Genomic DNA, 17661 nt, shown 5'->3' with positions numbered 1-17661 from the left:
CGTTCCCCCTATGTCAGCGTGACGATGTCGTTGCCGTCACGATATGCGGCGAACATCGCGGGCGAGTTGTGCGCGATGATCACATTCCGCTCGTGGTCGATCGCTATGATCCCGCCCGACGCGTCGCGCGACGTCAGCTCGTGGTCGAACGTTGCGGACACGGCGCCCTCGAGCGACTGCCCGAGGTACCTCATCCGGCTGACGATGTCGTGGGCCACCACACCTCTGATGAATGCCTCTCCCTCGCCCGTGCACGACACGCCGCCGATCCCGTCGCGCGCATACGTGCCTGCCCCGATGATCGGCGTGTCGCCAACCCGGCCGTCCGCCTGGTTCACCATCCCGCCGGTCGATGTCGCGGCCGCGATCCTGCCGGCCCGGTCCAGTGCGACCGCGCCGACGGTACCGTGGCGCGATGCCTCGAGCTGTCGCGCCTGGACGTTCTCAAGCTGCTTCAGCCGTGCTTCGGTGACGAAGTACTCGGGCTCGACGAGCTCGAGACCCCACGACACGGCGAGTTCCTCGGGAGGTGCCACGAGGAGCACGTGGTCGCTCTCGCTCATGACCTTCTGCGCCGCGTAGACGGGGTTCTTGATCCGCGTCGTCACGGCGACGGCGCCCGCGCGGCCGTCTCCCGTCATGACGGACGCGTCGAGCTCGGCCCGGCCACTCGCCGTCAGCGCCGCTCCGCGCCCGGCGTTGAACAGAGGCGTGTCTTCGAGCACGGCCACGGTGGCGCACACCGCCTCCTCCGCCGTTCCACCGGATTCGAGCACCCGCTCACCTGCCTCGTACGCCCTGCGCAGGCCGGCACCGTAGTTCGCCTGGTCCTCGAGCGAGAGCTCCTCGACGCGTCCACCGGCACCGGCGTGCAGGACGAGCGCGTACGGGCGCTCGGTTCGCGTCCGGTGGGACGTGAGGCGCAGTTCGCGGCTCACCGACCGCCCGCCTGACGCGTGATGTAGTTCACCGCGACGAAGCGACGGAACACGTCGAGCAGATCGTCGCCCTCGATCTTGACGGTGCGCCGCGAGCCGGTCAGCTCCACGCCGCCGACCCATGTCGCGACGTCGGCCATGTCGGCCGTCTGCACGTCCAGCTCGAGCGCGGCGGGCGTCTCGATCGGGCGGTCCGCGATCTGCCCCGCCGCCACCTTCTCGACGGCCCGCTTCGCTGCCTCGCGGATGAGTCGCTGCGAGGTCGTGGGGTGCAGGTTGAGCGCCGAGAACCGGCTGATCGATTCCTTCGTGAGCACGTACTCCGCCTCGGGCGCGATCAGGCTCGTCTCGGCCTGCGTCACCTGGTCGCCGCTGACGAGCGCGATCGGCACACCATAGTGGCCCGTCACGAGCGCATTGATTCCGCTCTCTCCGACCCAGGTGCCATTGAGGCGCGCCCCCTGGAAGACCTCGGGGTTGTACGTGTGCGACATGGCGGACGGCTCTCCCGAGATCGAGCCGTGGTAGCCGATGAAGAATGCCGCGTCGACGGAGTCATCCAGCCCCTGCATCATGTACATCGGCTTGTGGCTGCCCGCGAGGTACTTCGCCTCGCCGACGAGCGCGGACGGATCGAGGTTGGCCATCTTTCCGTGCGAGTCGTTAACGATGATCTCGGTCGCCCCTCCTTCGATCGCTCCCTCGATCGCCGCGTTGACCTCATCGAGCATCAGCTTGCAGCCGAGCGCGTAGGCGACGGGGGTGGTGGGGCGGCACTGATCCCAGCTGACGACGCCCGCGACGCCCTCCATATCGCACGAGATCCAGATCTTCACAGGGCGGCCTCCTCAGCCTTCGGGGCGAACGCGTACGGTGCGAGTCGATCGGTGTGGATGCACGCGCTGAACCGGCCCGGGGCCACTTCGAGAAGCGCGGGGTCCACAGAACGGCACTCGTCGGTCGCCAGGGGACACCGCGGGGCGAATCGGCACCCCTGCGGCAGGTCGATCGGGCTGGGCGGGTCGCCCTGCACCTCGAACAGGTCGTTGACGCTTCCCGCCGACATGCGCGGGATCGAATCAACCAGCGCACGCGTGTACGGATGCTTCGGGTTCTCGAACAGCTCGCGGGTCGTGCTGACCTCGACGATGCGCCCGAGATACATCACCGCCACGCGCTGGCTGAGGTGCTGGACAACCGCCAGGTTGTGCGCGATGAACAGAATCGACAGGCCCAGTTCGCGCTGAAGCGAGGCGAAGAGGTCGAGGATGGTCGCCTGGACCGAGACGTCCAGCGCGGACACCGGCTCGTCGGCGACGAGCACCTCGGGGCGCGGGGCGAGCGCGCGAGCGATGGCCAGACGCTGGCGCTGTCCACCGGAGAACTGGCTCGGATACGCGTCGAGGACGTCCTCCTCCATGCCCACGAGATTCAGCAGGCGGATGCTCTCCGCACGGATCTCGTTCGGCGGCACGATCCTGTGGAATCTCAGGACCTCGGCGAGCATGCCGCCGATCGTGATTCGCGGGTTCAGCGAGGAGTACGGGTCCTGGAACACCATCTGGATGCGCTGCGCGTTGAGCTTCGAACGGCGACCGACGACGGGCGCGCCGTCGATCTGCACCTCGCCGGCGGTCGGAGCGAGACTGCCGACGAGGATCTTCGCGAGCGTGGACTTGCCGGATCCGCTCTCACCCACCAGCGCGAGCGTCTCGCCCTTGCGCAGCTCGAGGTCGATGCCGTCGAGGGCCTTCAGCAGCTTCTTCCTGCCGCCGACGCGATACTCCTGGCGCACGCCGGCAGCCGAGAGGATGTTCTCCTCCATCATGCCAAGACCTCCCTCTTCGCGATGTCTCCCGCTCGCAGGCACGCCGCCGCGCGACCCTCCTCGACCCACTCCAGCGGCGGGTTCGTGGTCGCGCACGCCTCGATGGCGAACGGACACCGAGGCCGGAAGGCGCAGCCGGGCTCACGGGCCGCGAGGTTGGGCGGGAAGCCGGGAATCGGCACGAGCTCCCGATCGGGCTTGTCGAAGTCGGGAGCCGAATTGAGCAACCCGATCGTGTACGGGTGGCGGGGAGCCGGGAAGACGTCACCGACCAGGCCGGACTCGACGATGCGGCCTGCGTACATGACGGCCAGGCGCTGGCACGTCTGGTTGACGACAGCGAGATCGTGCGTGACGAACACGAGCGAGGTGCCGAACTCATCGCACAGGTCCTCGAGCAGTTTCAGCACCTGGTGCTGGACGGTCACATCGAGCGCCGTCGTCGGCTCGTCGCACAGCAGCACCTTCGGTGAGCACGACACGGCAAGGGCGATCATCACCCGCTGACGCAGTCCGCCCGACAACTCGTGGGGGAACGCCGCCGCCCGCCGCTCCGCGTCCGGGATACCGGTGCGCTTCATCAGATCGATGGCGCGTTCGCGCGCGGCGGCCTTCGGCATTCCCCGGTGGACGCGCAGACCCTCGGCGATCTGATCGGCAACCCGCATTGTCGGGTTGAGCGCCGTCATCGGCTCCTGGAAGATCATGGCGATCCCCGGGCCCATGAGGTTCCGGCGCGCCGTCTTCGACATGCGCAGCACGTCGCTGCCCTCGAACTCGATGGACCCGCCGAGCACCTTCACGCCCTTCGGCAGCAGGCCGGCGATCGCCCGCAGGGTCATGGACTTGCCCGATCCGGATTCGCCGACAATGCCGAAGCGCTCGCCCGTGGCCACCTCGAAGCTGGCCTTGTCGACCAGGATGATGGGTTCGCGTCCCTTTCGCGGGACGCCGATCGTGAGGTCGCGCACGACCAGAAGTGGAGTCGCGGTCATGTCACTTCCTCCGTTCGGGGCTGATCTGATCGGCGATGCCGTCACCGAGCAGCGAGACGCCGAGGCTGGTGATCACCACCGCCAGTCCGGGGATCGTCGCCTGCCACCACATGGACGTGAGGAACTCCTTGCCGTCGGAGATCATGGAGCCCCATTCCGCTGTCGGCGGCGCGATGCCCAGCCCCAGGTAGCCGAGGGTCACGATCGCCAGGATGTCCATGACGATGTCGCTCATGCCGTAGACGATCGCCTGCGACACCACGTTCGGCCCGATGTGACGGAACAGGATGCGCATGTCGGAGTATCCAGCCAGTTTGGCGGCGGTGACGTAGTCCTGCTGCTTGGCCACGATGACCTCGCCACGCACGATGCGGGCATAGGAGACCCAGGAGACGGCCGCGATCGCCAGGTAGATGCTGGCCTCGCCGTTTCCGAAGACGAACACGAACGCGATCACGAGCACGTAGAACGGGAACGCGAAGAACACGTCCACGATCCGCATAATGACGGTGTCGATCCACCCGCCGTAGTAGCCGGCGATCGCTCCGGCGAGGGTGCCCACGATGAACGGGATGATCACCGCAAGGAAACCGATTCGCAGGTCGATCGTGGTGCCGTGGATCAGCCGCGAGAGCACGTCGCGACCGAACTTGTCGGTGCCGAGCCAGTGCTCGGCGCTCGGCGGTTGGAGCGCGTTCTGAAGGTCCTGATGGATGGGGTCGTAGGGAGCGATCCACGGTGCCAGCAGGCCGATCAGCACGAGGACGCCCGTGATGGCCAGGCCCGTCATGAGGGTGCCGTTGCGGTACCAGGGCTTCAGCGTGCGCGAGCGGTTGGGGTTCGCGCGGCGACGGTTCTTGAAGCGAAGGAACGCGGCCGTCGGTGTGGACAGCGTGAGGATCTCGGCCGGGGGCTGCGGCGGTGTCTGGACGCTGGTCATGAGCGCCTCCCGTTCAGGTCGACGCGCGGATCGAGCAGCGTATAGACGATGTCGGTGACGATGCCCACCACCACGACGAGGATTCCGACGAAGAGCGTCACGCCCTGGACGATCGGGAAGTCGCGCTGGAAGATCGAGTTGACGAGGAACGAGCCGATGCCCGGAAGTGCGAAGACGTTCTCGATGACGAGCGACCCGCCCACGAGATGTCCGATGTTGACACCGACGATCGAGACCGCCGGAATCGCCGAGTTGCGCAGGACGTGGCGCGTGAAGAGCCCACCTGGGCCGAGACCCTTGGAACGCGCGGTGCCGATGTACTCGGAGTCGAGCACTCCGATCATCGCCGTGCGCAGACTGCGGATGGTCGTCGGGGCGAGATAGATGGCCATCGTCAGCGAGGGCAGGAAGAAGGAATGCAGAGCGCCGAGGAATCCGTCGCCGGTGCCCGCCACCGGGAACAGGCGCATCCCCAGCGCGAGAATGAGGATGAGCATGACGCCCACCCAGAAGGTCGGCATTCCCTGCCCGACCAGTGTGAACGCACGCACTGCCTGATCGCGCACGCTGCCCGGCTTCGTCGCAGCGATGGCGGCGAGCGGGATGCTGATGAGCAGGCACAGCGTGAGCGAGTACACCACGAGCGTCAGCGTGACCGGGATCGCACCGCCGATCACGTCGACGACGGGCTTGCGATAGGCCAGGCTGCTGCCCAGGTCGCCGGTGAGCAGCTTGCCCATGAAGGTGAGGTACTGCTCCCAGACGGGCTTGTCGAGTCCCATCTGGGCCTGAAGTTCGGCCACGCGGTCGGGCGTGGCGTACTCGCCGAGCAATGCGGTGGCGGGGTCGCCGGGCAGCATGCGGGCCATGAAGAAGACGAGGATCGTCACGCCGAACACGACCGGGATCGCGTGCAGCAGACGGGAGGGGATGAAGCGCAGACGTTCGAGCATGGGTGGGCCTCCGGGAGGAGCGGGGCGGGGCGGCGGCCGGCCGGTTCAGGCCGGCCGCCGCGCAGCCTTATTCGGAGATCGTGACGTCCTCGAGGTGGTAGTTGCCGAGCGGTGTCACGTGGAACCCCTTGACCGAGTCGTCCACGACCCACTTGTAGGGGGTGTAGTAGAACATCGTGATGTACGCCTCCTCGGCGACGATCGCCTGAAGCTCCTTGTAGAGCTCGGCGCGAGCGTCCTCATCGGTCTCGGTCGCCGCGGCCTTGTTCAGCGCGACGACCTCCTCGTTGCGCCAGTCGGTGTACGCCGCGCGCGAGCTCGCGTCGGCGTCGAGCGCCCACGAGGTCCACTGGTCCGGATCGGCGATGTCGTTGTACCACGCCATGAGAGCCATCTCGAAGTCCATCGACGTGCGGGCTGCCTTGTTGGCCGTCGGGTCGAGCTGCGTGATCTCGACGGTGATGCCGATCTCGGCGAGCGAGGCCTGAACGATCTGTGCGATCGAGGCCTGCTCCGAGTCGCCGGATGCGATGAGGAGCTTCGTCGAGAACCCATCCGGGAAGCCGGATGCGGCCATCTCCTCCTTGGCCTTGTCGAGGTCGTACTGGATGCCCTCGAGCGTGTCGTCGTGGAACGGCAGGCCCTTCATGATGATCGAGTTCGCGACCTCGGCATTGCCGTAGGTCACCGTGTCGACGATCGCATCACGATCGACCGCGTACCCGATCGCGCGGCGGACGTGGACGTCCGCGAAGTAGTCGTAGTTCTCGTTCAGCGACATGTAGCGCATGTACGTCGACGGGAAGAGCTCGGCGGTCACACCGTCCTGCTTCTGCAGGTTGACGAAGCTCGACCAGTCCGGCTCCTCGTTGATGTCGATCTCGCCGCCGAGCAGCATGAGCTCTCGCGTGGAGGCGTCGGGCACGACCGACCAGGTGATCGAGTCGACCGCGGGCTTGCCCTCCTGCCAGTAGTTCGGGTTCTTGTCGAGGATAATCGACTGCCCGGGGTTCCACTCACGCCACACGAACGGACCCGTACCGATGGGGCCCTCGCCGTAGAACTCCTCCTTCGTCTTGCCGTCGTAGTCGGCCGGCACGATCGCATTGGAGAACATGGCGAGCACCGCGAGGGTGGGCGCGTACGGCTGATCGAGCTTGAACTCCACGGTGTAGTCGTCGACAACGACGACCTCCCGGATCGGCTCATTGACGAAACCCCACCCCTCGGCGCCGGTCGCCGTGGCCGCGTCGATCGAGAACTTGACGTCCTCCGCAGTCATCTCGTCGCCGTTCGAGAAGAGGATCCCCTCCTTGAGCTTCACCGTGTAGGTGAGGTTGTCGTCGGAGATCTCGTAGCTCTCGGCCAGCCAGGGCTCCACCGAGCTGCCATCGGGCGTGATCATGAAGAGCGTCTCCATGATGTGCTGCCCGACCTTGATCGAGTTGTTGTCGTGAACCGACGTGATGTCCATCGACTGCGCGTCGGCCGCGCGGGCGATGATCAGGTCGTTGTCGCCGGATCCTCCGTCGGAGGAACCGCCGCTGGGCTCTTCACCGTTGCTGGCGCAGCCGGTGAGCAGGAGGACGGCGGCAACGATGCTCGCTCCCGCCACCTTGAGTCGACGCATGGACCGCTCCTTGCTGTATTCGGGACACCGCACGGTGAGTGCCGCGCAGGGTGTAACAAACATTACGATGCTGGATGATTGTTGCATCGGTGTTACGAATGGAAGAAGGTCCGCCGCTTCGCCAGCGCGGTCACCCGCGCCATCTCGTTGCCGACGACCATGACGCCCTCATCCACGCCCATGCCGGGCTTGGCGAGCAGCTGGTCCGCGCCGACCGCCATAGCGACGTGGGCGGTCGCGATGGCGGACACGTCCGTCTCGTTGCAGGTGCCGCCGCAGAAAGCGCCCAGCCCTGCTCGCCTCACCTCCAGCAGCGCATCAATCGTGTTGCCGAGGCCGCCCAGGTCCGGAGTCTTCACGTGGATCATGTCGGCCGCACGCCCGGCGATGAAGGCGCGGATGTCGTCGAGGGTGTTGCACCACTCGTCGGCGACGATCTGCACATCGGATCCGCGTTCGGCGAGCAACGCACGCAGCTGCGCGAAGGCGGCGATCTGCTCCGACCGGCCGCCCGCATCGAGGGGATGCTCGGCACGGAACGGGAACGGCGCCGCCGTACGGCCGAGCCGCTCGAGGAAGCCCGCGATCTCCGGAAGGGAACCGTCGAAAGCGAGCCCGATCGTCCCGTAGAGATCCAAGTGGATCGTCGGGACGTAGTCGTCGTCCGCGAGATGCAGGATGCGGTTACGCACCCATGCCACGTACTCCAGCAGCAGCTCTCCGCGTGGTCCGACCAGGTGCTCCCGGTCGTTGATGAGCCCATGCGGCAGCGCATCCACCCGCTTCAGGATCATCTTGTCGACGTTCGTATAGCGCTCGTCGCCGCTCTGGGCATACAGAGGCACCGGTGTGAGCCGTATCCCGGTGGCGTACTCGTCGCGGATGAGCTCGGCCATGGTCATGCCCGCGCCCTGCGCAGCTGCGGAGAGCAACGCCTGCGAGATCCCATAGCGCACAGGGGTGCTCAGGCCCGGAAGTGCGTCGATCCTCCCTGCGATGCCGCGGAACCCGTCGATCTCGCGTCCGATGAGTACCGGAGCGATGATGCGCTCGACTTCCTCCTGCGCGGCAAGGGAGTCGAACACGGGATCGCGACCGCCCACGCCCGGGTACTGAACCTCGGCGCAGTCGCCCACGGCGGTCCGCCCATCCTCGAGCACGAGCAGGATCGACAGGGCCTGCCCCGCCTCACGGACAGCCGTGAATCCCGGGGTGAGCGGATCGCCCTCGTAGAGGAAACCGTCGTGCGCCGCCCCCGCGACAATCCGGGCCTGGTCGTCGCGGAAGAACCCGGACCGCACGGGCGCGGCGATCACGTCGGTGACCCGGATCACGCCGGCCAGATGTCTCGCAGCGCGCGCAGCACGTTCGCTCCGACGACGAGGCGGATCTCGTCGTCCGTGTAGCCATGCCCCACCAGCCAGCCGACGATGTTGCGGAAGCACTCCTCGGGGCTCTCGAGGCCTTTCACGTACTCCACGCGGGGATGCTCGGGTGCCGCGGCGGTCGCACCGCTCAGCAGGTGCGCGAACTGACGGTGCAGGCCCACGTGGTCGACGAAGAGCGTGTCGGGCCCGAACCCCACATGCTCGAGTCCGACGAGTTCGGCAATGTACTCGAAGTGGTCCATCACCGACTCGATGGTGTGCTCGCGATGGCCGGAGGAGATCGTGGTGTGCGGCGCCGCCGAGATTCCGATCACCCCGCCCGTGTCGGCCACCGCACGCAGCGCGTCGTCGCTCTTCAACCGTGGGATGTCCCACAGCGCTCGCGCCCCGGCGTGGGTCATGAGCACCGGCTTCTCGCTCGCCCGGCAGGTCTCGATGCCGGTGCGGTCGTTGGAGTGCGAGATGTCGATGGCCAAGCCCAACTGGTTCATGCGCGCCACCGCCTTGCCCCCGAACACCGTGAGGCCGCCGTCCGGCCCGTCCACGAGCCCCGCACCGAGCGCGTTCGAGTCGCTGTACGCGATGCCGATCTGTCGCAGCCCCAGTCCGAAGAGCACGTCGAGCCGCTCGATCTCGTTCTCGATCGGCGTGGCCGCCTCGAGGCCGAACACGAGGGCGACCTTGCCCTCCGCGTGCGCGCGCTCGAGATCGGCGATCGTCCGGCCGACGATCACATCCGCCTGATGCGCGAGATCGGCCTGACGCATGCCGAGATCGGTGATCACGTCATCCCACCGCCACGGCGCGTGCCCCGTGACGCATGCCGTGCCGTCCATCATGTTGTCGAACACCACGGTCATGCCCGAACGCCGCAGTCCCACGAACGCGGTGTGCTGACGCCCCGTGCGGTTGTATTCGGGGATGCGTGCGACGTCCCGCGGGAAGCGCACGGGGTGATCGTGCAGCGAGATCACCATGGACTCGCGCAGGAGCCGCTCGGCGCGCTCCGCCTGCTCCGTGTCGAGGCCGAGGTCATGCGGAGGCACGCGATCGAACTCGGCCTCGAGATCGAAGTCCTCGAGCGTTCCCTCCGGCAGATACCCGTAGGAGCGATAGCCGCTCACGCGATCGCCTCTTCGCGGGCACGCTGCGCGAGGCGATGCTCGCCATCGCCCAGCAGCCGCAGCAGGATCTCCCACGCGCGCATTCCCTCGCGCAGGCGCCGCACGCGCAGGAACTCATTCGGTGCGTGGTGGAGCTCGTCGGCGTACGCGAACGAGAAGAACAGGGTCTTCGCACCCAGGGCGTCCTCGAACAAGGTGGTGGCTGGCAGGGTCCCGCCGATGCGCGCAAGCAGCACGCGCTCGTTCGGGTAGACCTCGGCGAGTGCGGCGGTGGCCGCGGTGATGGCCGGGTGGTCACGATCGATCGCGTAGGCCGGAACCGATCCGCCCTCACGGGAGATCCCGACCCGCGTCCCGCGAGGGATGTGCGCGTTGACGTGCCGCACGATCGCCTCATAGACGGCGTCCGGGTGCTGGCCCGCGACCAGACGACACGTGAGGTGGGCACTCGCCACGTGCGGGATCACCGTGTACGAGCCCCCGCCGCGGATGCCGTTGATCTCGAGGGTCGGCCGCGTCCACAGGCGTGCGAGTGTGCCGAGCCCCGGCTCGCCGTGCGTCTGGTCGACGCCCAGGTCGGCGCGGTAGGCCTCCTCGCTGAAGGGCACCGCCTCGATCTCGTTCCGTTCCTCGTCGGAGAGCGCCGGCACGCCGTCATCGAATCCCTCCACCGCGATCCTCCCGTCGGGGTGATGGAGCGTGGCCAGCAGCTCGACGAGCGCGTGGATGGGATTGGCGACGGTGCCCCCGTAGCGCCCTGAGTGCAGGTCGCGGTTCGGGCCCTCCACCTCGATGTCGAGCGCAAGCAGACCCTTCGATGCGATCGACAGCGACGGCTCATCCGTGCGCCACATGGCGCCGTCAGCCGAGATCACGAGGTCGGCTCCGAGCTCCTCCGCATGCGCATGGACGAAGTCGGCGAGGTGTGGACTGCCGATCTCCTCCTCACACTCGAAGAGGAACTTCACATTCAGCGGAAGCGCGCCCTCCTGCGCGAGAAACTGGCGGCACGTCTCGATCGCGATGTAGCTGGGGCCCTTGTCGTCCGTGACGCCACGCCCCCGCAGTCTGTCCTCGCCGTCGGGCCCCGTGACGCGCGTCGCCTCGAACGGCGGCGTGAGCCACTCGTCGATGTCTCCCGTGGGCTGCACGTCGATGTGCCCGTAGACGAGCACCGTCGGGGCCTGCGGCCTGCCCATCCACTGCCCCACGACGACCGGGAATCCGCGCGTCTCCACGATCCGCGGCCGAGCGAAATCGAGCCTCGCCGCCAGCCACTGCGCGGCGCGGCGCATGACCGCTGGATCGCCATCGCGGCTCACGGACGGGATGGCCACGTACTCCGAGAGCTCGCGGATGTACCGCTCGTCATCGGCGTCGAATCGCAGTGCCGCAATGCTCATGAAGCCCCCTTCGCCGGAGTGACAGAGAGGTTCCGGCTTCCATCAATGTGGCATATTCATTCCATCCACACGACGTAGCGCGCTTTCTGTAACAATCATTTCACGAACCGCGAGGAGTTCCCGGTTCCCGAGGGCGAACCCGGGCCCGATCCTCCTCGGCAGCCGGGTTGCCCTCGCCAAGAATCGCGCGCCCTCAGCCCCGGTCGCGCTCGTCGGCGAGCTCGTCGACGATGAGGGAGTCGGCGTCGATCCTGCCGTTGCGGTAGGCCTGCCGGCCGGCCATGTGCGCCGAGAGCGGGGCGGTGGCGAGCTGGATGAGCACCACGGGCGCGAGCATCGCGAGCGTCGTCCACGACCGCGCCGTGAGGGCGATCGCGGTGGCGATGAGCAGCAGGCCGAGCACCTGCGGCTTGGTGGCCGCGTGCAGGCGCGAGGGCACATCGCCCAGCCGCAGCAGGCCGATCGACGCGATGAGGCACAGCAGCGCCCCCGCCAGCACGAGCGCGAGCGCGACGATGTCGATGAGGGCGCTCATGACTGCTGATCCCTTCGCGCGACGAAGCGGGCCACCGCGACGGTGCCGAACACGCCGATCGCCGCGATGATGAGCAGCACGGGGAGCGTCCGCGCGTGCTGGTTGATGACCATCTCGGCGCCGAGCAGACACATCACCTCGGTCAGGAGCACGTCGCTGGCCACGGCGCGGTCGAGGATCGACGGGCCCTGCACCAGCCGCACGAGCGCGACGAGCGCCGCGGCGGCGAAGACCGCGATGATCGCGATGACGAGGACGGACTGCACGCTCACGAGGCACCTCCCGCGTCGATGAGATCGGCCACCGGCCCGCCGCCGTCCCGGATGGTGCGCAGCTGCGCGCGCGAGCCGACCGCCTTCACGATCCGCTCCTCCCAGCGCTGCACGCGGCGGCGCTGGCCCTCGACGGCGGCCATGTCGCGCATGCCGATCGCGTGCAGGTACAGCACGCGGCGCTCGCGATCGGCCTCGATCACCGTGGAGCCCGGGATGAGCGAGGCCGCCACCGCGGTGTGGGTCATGATCAGGTCGTCGTCGATGCGCAGCGGCACGCGGATGATCGCCGCCCGCGTCCGACCCCGCCGCAGCACCTCCCACGACACGCTGAGGGCGCCGTGCACGAGCTCGATGACGAAGGTCACGACGAACACGAGGCCGTACCAGAGGTTCACCCGGCCCGACATCTGCGCCACCGGCAGGCGGAACCACGTGGTCACGAACACCGCCACGAGCACGCCGGTCACGAGCGCGAGCGCGGTGAGCTGCCCCCACAGCAGCATCCACAGCACGACGAGCCAGACGAAGAACGGCAGCTGGCGCCAGATCAGCAGCAGCCGGGAGCGCGCGTCCATCAGGAACCCTCCTCCACGCCGTCGAGCTCCACGAGCGAGATCGGCTGCAGCAGCGACTGGCCGATCCGATCGCAGATCTCGTAGAGCGGGCCGGCGAAGACGGTCAGGCCCACCGACAGCGCGACCATGCCCACCGTCGCGGCGGTCATGATCCGCGGGATCACCCGGCGCTCGTTCTGCTGCTGCGCCTCGGGCGCCTGGCCGAGGTGGGCGATGCGGGCCTCGGTCTCGCTGGAGTCCTCCTCCTCGCGCCAGAACGACAGGTTCCACGCGCGCATCAGGGCGTAGAGCGTGAGCAGCGACGTGAGGATGCCGCCCACGATCAGCACGTACATGAGCGGGGTGCCCTGCGCGGCGGCCGCGTCGAACAGGGCGAACTTGCCGAGGAAGCCCGAGAACGGCGGCAGGCCGCCGAGGTTCAGCGCGGGGATGAAGTAGAGCACGGCGATGAGCGGCGCCGCCGTCATCAGCCCCTTCACCTTCAGGATCGACGTCGATCCCGCCCGGCGCTCGATCAGCCCCACCGCGAGGAAGAGCGTCGTCTGCACCACGATGTGGTGGATCATGTAGAAGATCGTCGCGCCGATCGCCGCCTCCGTGGCGATCGCGAGCCCGAACACCATGTAGCCCACGTGGCTCACGAGCGTGAACGACAGGATGCGCTTGAGCTCCGCCTGCGCCACGGCGCCGAGGATGCCGACGACCATGGTCGCGAGGGCCACGATGAGCAGCAGCGTGTTGATGTCGGAGTCGTGGAACAGCTGCGTCTCGGTGCGGATGAGGGCGTAGACGCCGACCTTGGTGAGCAGGCCCGCGAACACCGCCGTCACCGGCGCGGGCGCCGTGGGGTACGAGTCGGGCAGCCAGAACGACAGCGGGAACACCGCGGCCTTGATCGCGAAGGCGAGCACGAGCAGCAGGTGCAGCAGCAGCTGGACGTCCTGCGGCAGCTCGGTCATCCGCTCGGCGATGTGCGCCATGTTGACCGTGCCCAGGGCGCCGTAGATCATGGCGATCGCGCTGAGGAACAGGATGCTCGAGACGAGCGAGACGACGATGTACACCGTGCCCGTGCGGATCCGCGACTCCGTGGACCCCAGCGTGATGAGCACGTACGAGGCCACCAGCAGGATCTCGAAGCCCACGTAGAGGTTGAACAGGTCGCCCGCGATGAAGGCGTCGAAGATGCCGGCCGCGAGGATGAGGTACGAGGGGTGGAAGATCGACACCGGGGTGTCGTCATCGCCGTCGGCCGCGCCCTGCCCGACCGAGAAGAGCAGCACCGCCAGCAGCACCACGCTCGAGACCGCCACGAGCAGCGCCGACAGCCGGTCGACGTAGAGGACGATGCCGAACGGCAGGTCCCAGCCCGCCACGCTCACCGCGAGCGGGTTGCCGGCGTCGACCACGAGCAGCAGCACCACGGCGATGCCAAAGGTCAGCGTGAGCGTGCCGATCGAGACGCCCACCTGCCAGCGCCGGTGGTGTCCGAGCACGAGGGTGATCGCGGCGCCCAGCAGCGGCAGGCACACGAGCATCGGGACGAGAAGGCTCCAGGTCATCGTTCGTCCCGCCGATCGATGTCGGGCGAGGACGCGATGATCGTCAGCGGCGACGTGTCGAGGCCCACGAAGTCGGTGGTCGCCTCATCGTCCAGATCGGCGTCGTCCTCCTCGTCCTCCATGACGTCGGAGGTGTCGGCGGCGCGCTCGCGCAGCGCGATGTCCTCGGCGTCGTCCTCGACGAGGTCGGCCTGCCCGAGCTGCCACGAGCGGTAGATGAGCGCGAGCAGGAAGGCGCTGACCGCGAAGGTGATCACGATCGCCGTGAGCACGAGGGCCTGCGGCAGCGGATCGCTCTGCGGGCCGTCGTCGCCGTAGAACGGCGCCCCGCCCGGCACGCCCATGACGATCAGCAGCAGCAGGTTGGTGGCGTTGCCCAGCAGCAGGAACCCGATGAGCACGCGGGTGAGGCTGCGCTCGAGCATCGCGTAGACGCCGCCGGCATAGAGCACGGCCATGATCACGACGAGGGTGAGCGAGACGTTCATCGGGCGCCTCCCGTGCTCGCGCGGAAGGGCTGGTCGGCCGACTCCTTGAGCTGCTTGTCGACCTCGGCGCCGAGGCTGCGCAGCACATCGAGCACGAGGCCGATGACGACGAGGTACACGCCGATGTCGAAGATCGTCGAGCTGACGAACTCGATGTGGCCGACGACGGGCAGGTCTGCCTCCCACACCGCGCGGGTGAGCGGGTCGAGGCCGAACAGCATCGGCGCCACGGCGGTGCCGACGGCGAGGATCATGCCCACGCCCAGCAGCTGGCCCGCGTCGCCGGGCGCGGCGGCACCGAGCTCCCAGCGGCCGCCGGCGACGTAGCGCATCACGAGCGCCATGCCCGCCACGAGCCCGCCGGCGAAGCCGCCGCCCGGGAGGTTGTGTCCCGCGAAGAGCAGGTAGATCGACACGACGATGATCGTGTGGAAGAGGATGCGCACGACGACCTCGAGGATGATTGATCGCGACTCGCTCTGCAGCTTCTGCCCGCCCACGAGCCAGGCACGCGGGCTGTTCCGGTTGCCGGCGTTCTGCGGGCGCACGCCCTCGGTCGTCTCCACGAGCGGGCGGCGCGAGGCGCGGTTCGCGGCGATCCGGCTCTTGATCGGCAGCCGACGGCTCAGCCGCGCCAGCGAGTTGTCGGTGCGGTGCGTGACGAACACGAGCGAGGCCACGCCGGTCGCCGCGAGCACGAGCACTGAGAGCTCGCCCATCGTGTCCCAGCCGCGCAGGTCGACCAGCGCCACGTTCACGACGTTGCGCCCGTGACCGATCTCGTACGCCATCGCGGCCCAGTCGGTCGAGATCGGCTCGGCGACCCGCGCGCCGGTGGCGATCATGACGAGCAGCGCCATGGTCACGCCGACCGCGCCGCCGATCACGGCGCGCAGCACCGGCCGCGAGCTACCGCTGTGCGCGCCCAGTCGCGACGGCAGCCGCCGCAGCACGAGCGCGAACGCCACGAGGGTGACCGCCTCGACGAGGACCTGGGTGAGCGCGAGGTCGGGCGCGCCCATGGTGGCGAACAGCACGACCATGCCGAGGCCCGTCACCGAGACGAGCACGACGCCGGTGTAGCGCTTGCGGGCCATCACGGCGATGACGCCGGCGATGATCATGATCGGCGCGGCGGCGATCTGCACGGGGTGCTGCCAGGCGTCCAGCGCCGCCCGCCACTCGCGGCCCGCGAGCAGCACGGTGCCCTGCGAGGCGATGAGCACGAGGAACACCGTGCCGACGTAGATGGGGAGCGATCCGCGCTGGGTGAAGCGCGTGACCGCCACGGAGAGGCGATCGATGCCGCGCACCACCAGGAAGTAGAGGTCGGATGCCGTGAAGGGCATGATCCGCCCGGTGATGTCGAAGGCCGTGGCACGGGCGAGCCAGAACAGGAGCGCGCCCAGGACGATCGTGCCGAGCGAGACGAACAGCGCCGGCTGCAGGCCGTGCCACAGCACCAGGTGGGCGTGCGCCGTGCCAGGCGCGGTGTCGGCGTATGCCGTGAGGAGCATCTCGAGCTGCGGGCCGATCAGGCCGAGGCCCAGCGCGAGCGCGGCCAGCACGATCGGCGCCGCGAGGAAGCCCAGCGGCGGGTCGGGCCAGTGCGTCGTGGGCCGCGGCTGGCCGTCGCGATCCCGCTTGGTGCCGAACGCCCCCCAGAGGAAGCGGATGCCGTAGGCGACGGTCAGCACCGAGCCGAGCGCGACGCCGACGAGGGCGATCCAGCCCCAGACGCCGCCGGCCAGCGCCTCGTCGATGAGCGCCGTGAGCGCCGCCTCCTTCGCGAGGAATCCCAGGGTCGGGGCGATGCCGGCCATCGAGGCGACCGCGACGAGCGCGGTCACCGCCATGGTGGGCGCCTGGCGCGCGAGGCCGCTGAGCTGATCGATGTCGCGCGTGGACAGCTGCCGGTCGATGACGCCCACGACGAGGAACAGCGTCGACTTGAACAGGGCGTGGGCGAGGATGAGCGCGCCGCCGGCGAGCGCCGCATCGCGCGTGCCGAAGCCCACCACCACGGCGATGAAGCCGAGCTGGCTCACGGTGCCGAAGGCGAGGATGCGCTTGAGGTCGTGCTCGCGCAGGGCCTGCACGCCCCCGAGCAGCATGGTGAGCAGCCCGAGGCTGATGACGATCGGCCGCCACGGCCCCGCCTCGGCGAAGACCGGGGCGAAGCGGGCGAGCAGGTAGATGCCGGCCTTGACCATCGCGGCCGCGTGCAGGTACGCGCTCACGGGCGTCGGCGCCGCCATGGCGCCGGGCAGCCAGAAGTGGAACGGGAAGATGGCCGACTTGCTGAGCACGCCCACGAGCACGAGCACGAGCGCCGCGTCGACGAGCCCGCCCGTCGGCGGGTCGGCCAGCAGACCCGAGATGCTCGTCGTGCCGCCGGTGGCCACGAGCATCACCACGCCGACGAGGAGCACGAGACCGCCCAGCGTGGTGGTCAGCAGCGCCTGCAGCGCCGCACGCCGGCTGGCGGCACGCAGGTGGTAGAAGCCGATGAGCAGGTACGACAGGATGCTCGTCAGCTCCCAGAACATCACGAGCACGACGAGGTCGTCGGTGAGCACGAGCCCGTACATCGCGCCGGCGAAGGCGAGAAGCACCCCGGAGAAGAGCGGCAGCCCGTCGCGCTTGCCGCGGAAGTACACGGCGCAGTAGATCATCACGAGCGCGCCGACGCCGGTGACGATGAGCGCCATGAGGGCCCCGAGCGCGTCCATCCGCATCGAGAGCCGGATGTCGAGCGCCGTGATCCACACCGCGCTCTCGGCGACGATGCCCCCGCCGACGATCGCCGGCACCTGAAGCAGGGCGTGCACGAACGCGGCCAGCGGGAAGGCGGCGGCGACGAAGAAGACGCGGGCCCCGAGCGGTCGCGCGAGAAGGGCCGTGATCAGCGACCCGATACCGAACGCGCAGAGAAGCGGCAGCATAGGCGGCTCCTCTCGCGGCTGAGCGGGGTCGTCGTGGGTTTCTTCAGTCTACCTGGGCGCTCCCTGAGCGTCTCCGGAACGC

General features: G+C 68.5%; 16 protein-coding genes. All 16 read right to left on the bottom strand.

Annotation, left to right across the window (positions count from 1 at the left end; translation table 11 throughout):
* Window positions 1-8: 8 nt before the first annotated feature.
* A complete protein-coding gene (locus tag E3O41_RS00300; RefSeq protein ID WP_135011743.1) occupies window positions 9-938 on the bottom strand; it encodes an isoaspartyl peptidase/L-asparaginase family protein in 930 nt (309 codons plus the stop codon).
* The gene (locus E3O41_RS14345) at window positions 935-1774 is read right to left on the bottom strand and encodes a M55 family metallopeptidase (RefSeq protein ID WP_067028217.1); all 840 of its coding nucleotides are present in this window, start codon (window positions 1772-1774) and stop codon (window positions 935-937) included. Before E3O41_RS14345 ends, E3O41_RS00300 begins: the two co-directional genes overlap by 4 nt.
* A complete protein-coding gene (locus E3O41_RS00290; RefSeq protein ID WP_135011741.1) occupies window positions 1771-2766 on the bottom strand; it encodes an ABC transporter ATP-binding protein in 996 nt (331 codons plus the stop codon). The genes E3O41_RS14345 and E3O41_RS00290 overlap by 4 nt, the downstream gene beginning before the upstream one ends.
* A complete protein-coding gene (locus E3O41_RS00285; protein ID WP_205631771.1) occupies window positions 2763-3737 on the bottom strand; it encodes an ABC transporter ATP-binding protein in 975 nt (324 codons plus the stop codon). Before E3O41_RS00285 ends, E3O41_RS00290 begins: the two co-directional genes overlap by 4 nt.
* Window positions 3738-3762: 25 nt before the next feature.
* Window positions 3763-4701, bottom strand: a complete 939-nt coding sequence (locus tag E3O41_RS00280; RefSeq protein ID WP_083991062.1) for an ABC transporter permease — start codon at window positions 4699-4701, stop codon at window positions 3763-3765.
* Window positions 4698-5654 carry an ABC transporter permease gene (locus E3O41_RS00275; protein WP_067028211.1) on the bottom strand — a complete coding sequence of 319 codons (957 nt, stop codon included), beginning with the start codon at window positions 5652-5654 and terminating at the stop codon, window positions 4698-4700. Before E3O41_RS00275 ends, E3O41_RS00280 begins: the two co-directional genes overlap by 4 nt.
* A gap of 67 nt (window positions 5655-5721) precedes the next feature.
* Window positions 5722-7284, bottom strand: a complete 1563-nt coding sequence (locus E3O41_RS00270; RefSeq protein WP_067028209.1) for an ABC transporter substrate-binding protein — start codon at window positions 7282-7284, stop codon at window positions 5722-5724.
* 92 nt (window positions 7285-7376) lie between these two features.
* Entirely contained in the window at window positions 7377-8618 is a 1242-nt protein-coding gene (locus E3O41_RS00265) for a methylaspartate ammonia-lyase (protein WP_205631770.1), read from the bottom strand.
* On the bottom strand, window positions 8615-9796 hold the full coding sequence (locus tag E3O41_RS00260) for a dipeptidase (RefSeq protein ID WP_067028206.1): 1182 nt from the start codon (window positions 9794-9796) through the stop codon (window positions 8615-8617). The genes E3O41_RS00265 and E3O41_RS00260 overlap by 4 nt, the downstream gene beginning before the upstream one ends.
* Complete coding sequence (locus tag E3O41_RS00255; protein ID WP_083991059.1) at window positions 9793-11199, bottom strand: M20/M25/M40 family metallo-hydrolase; 1407 nt, start codon at window positions 11197-11199, stop codon at window positions 9793-9795. The genes E3O41_RS00260 and E3O41_RS00255 overlap by 4 nt, the downstream gene beginning before the upstream one ends.
* Window positions 11200-11392: 193 nt before the next feature.
* Window positions 11393-11734 carry a monovalent cation/H(+) antiporter subunit G gene (mnhG, locus tag E3O41_RS00250; protein ID WP_067028204.1) on the bottom strand — a complete coding sequence of 114 codons (342 nt, stop codon included), beginning with the start codon at window positions 11732-11734 and terminating at the stop codon, window positions 11393-11395.
* Window positions 11731-12006 (bottom strand): MrpF/PhaF family protein, encoded by a 276-nt coding sequence (locus tag E3O41_RS00245; RefSeq protein ID WP_420845472.1) that lies wholly within the window; start codon window positions 12004-12006, stop codon window positions 11731-11733. Before E3O41_RS00245 ends, mnhG begins: the two co-directional genes overlap by 4 nt.
* Window positions 12003-12584 (bottom strand): Na+/H+ antiporter subunit E, encoded by a 582-nt coding sequence (locus E3O41_RS00240; protein ID WP_067028202.1) that lies wholly within the window; start codon window positions 12582-12584, stop codon window positions 12003-12005. Before E3O41_RS00240 ends, E3O41_RS00245 begins: the two co-directional genes overlap by 4 nt.
* On the bottom strand, window positions 12584-14146 hold the full coding sequence (locus tag E3O41_RS00235; RefSeq protein ID WP_135011739.1) for a Na+/H+ antiporter subunit D: 1563 nt from the start codon (window positions 14144-14146) through the stop codon (window positions 12584-12586). The genes E3O41_RS00240 and E3O41_RS00235 overlap by 1 nt, the downstream gene beginning before the upstream one ends.
* Window positions 14143-14634 carry a Na(+)/H(+) antiporter subunit C gene (locus E3O41_RS00230; protein ID WP_135011737.1) on the bottom strand — a complete coding sequence of 164 codons (492 nt, stop codon included), beginning with the start codon at window positions 14632-14634 and terminating at the stop codon, window positions 14143-14145. Before E3O41_RS00230 ends, E3O41_RS00235 begins: the two co-directional genes overlap by 4 nt.
* Window positions 14631-17579: a Na+/H+ antiporter subunit A gene (locus E3O41_RS00225; RefSeq protein ID WP_135011735.1), complete on the bottom strand. Its 2949-nt coding sequence runs from the start codon at window positions 17577-17579 to the stop codon at window positions 14631-14633. Before E3O41_RS00225 ends, E3O41_RS00230 begins: the two co-directional genes overlap by 4 nt.
* Window positions 17580-17661: the final 82 nt, after the last annotated feature.

Source organism: Microbacterium sediminis, assembly GCF_004564075.1.
GTDB classification, from domain to species: Bacteria; Actinomycetota; Actinomycetes; order Actinomycetales; family Microbacteriaceae; genus Microbacterium; species Microbacterium sediminis.
This window is presented reverse-complemented; position numbering and strand designations above follow the sequence as displayed.

Coding starts and splice junctions, on each gene's coding strand:
- E3O41_RS00230 (WP_135011737.1), bottom strand. CDS start 14,634: ATGAACGTCTCGCTCACCCTCGTCGTGATCATGGCCGTGCTCTATGCC.
- E3O41_RS00235 (WP_135011739.1), bottom strand. CDS start 14,146: ATGACCTGGAGCCTTCTCGTCCCGATGCTCGTGTGCCTGCCGCTGCTG.
- E3O41_RS00270 (WP_067028209.1), bottom strand. CDS start 7,284: ATGCGTCGACTCAAGGTGGCGGGAGCGAGCATCGTTGCCGCCGTCCTC.
- mnhG (WP_067028204.1), bottom strand. CDS start 11,734: ATGAGCGCCCTCATCGACATCGTCGCGCTCGCGCTCGTGCTGGCGGGG.
- E3O41_RS00240 (WP_067028202.1), bottom strand. CDS start 12,584: ATGGACGCGCGCTCCCGGCTGCTGCTGATCTGGCGCCAGCTGCCGTTC.
- E3O41_RS00255 (WP_083991059.1), bottom strand. CDS start 11,199: ATGAGCATTGCGGCACTGCGATTCGACGCCGATGACGAGCGGTACATC.
- E3O41_RS00280 (WP_083991062.1), bottom strand. CDS start 4,701: ATGACCAGCGTCCAGACACCGCCGCAGCCCCCGGCCGAGATCCTCACG.
- E3O41_RS00225 (WP_135011735.1), bottom strand. CDS start 17,579: ATGCTGCCGCTTCTCTGCGCGTTCGGTATCGGGTCGCTGATCACGGCC.
- E3O41_RS00275 (WP_067028211.1), bottom strand. CDS start 5,654: ATGCTCGAACGTCTGCGCTTCATCCCCTCCCGTCTGCTGCACGCGATC.
- E3O41_RS00290 (WP_135011741.1), bottom strand. CDS start 2,766: ATGATGGAGGAGAACATCCTCTCGGCTGCCGGCGTGCGCCAGGAGTAT.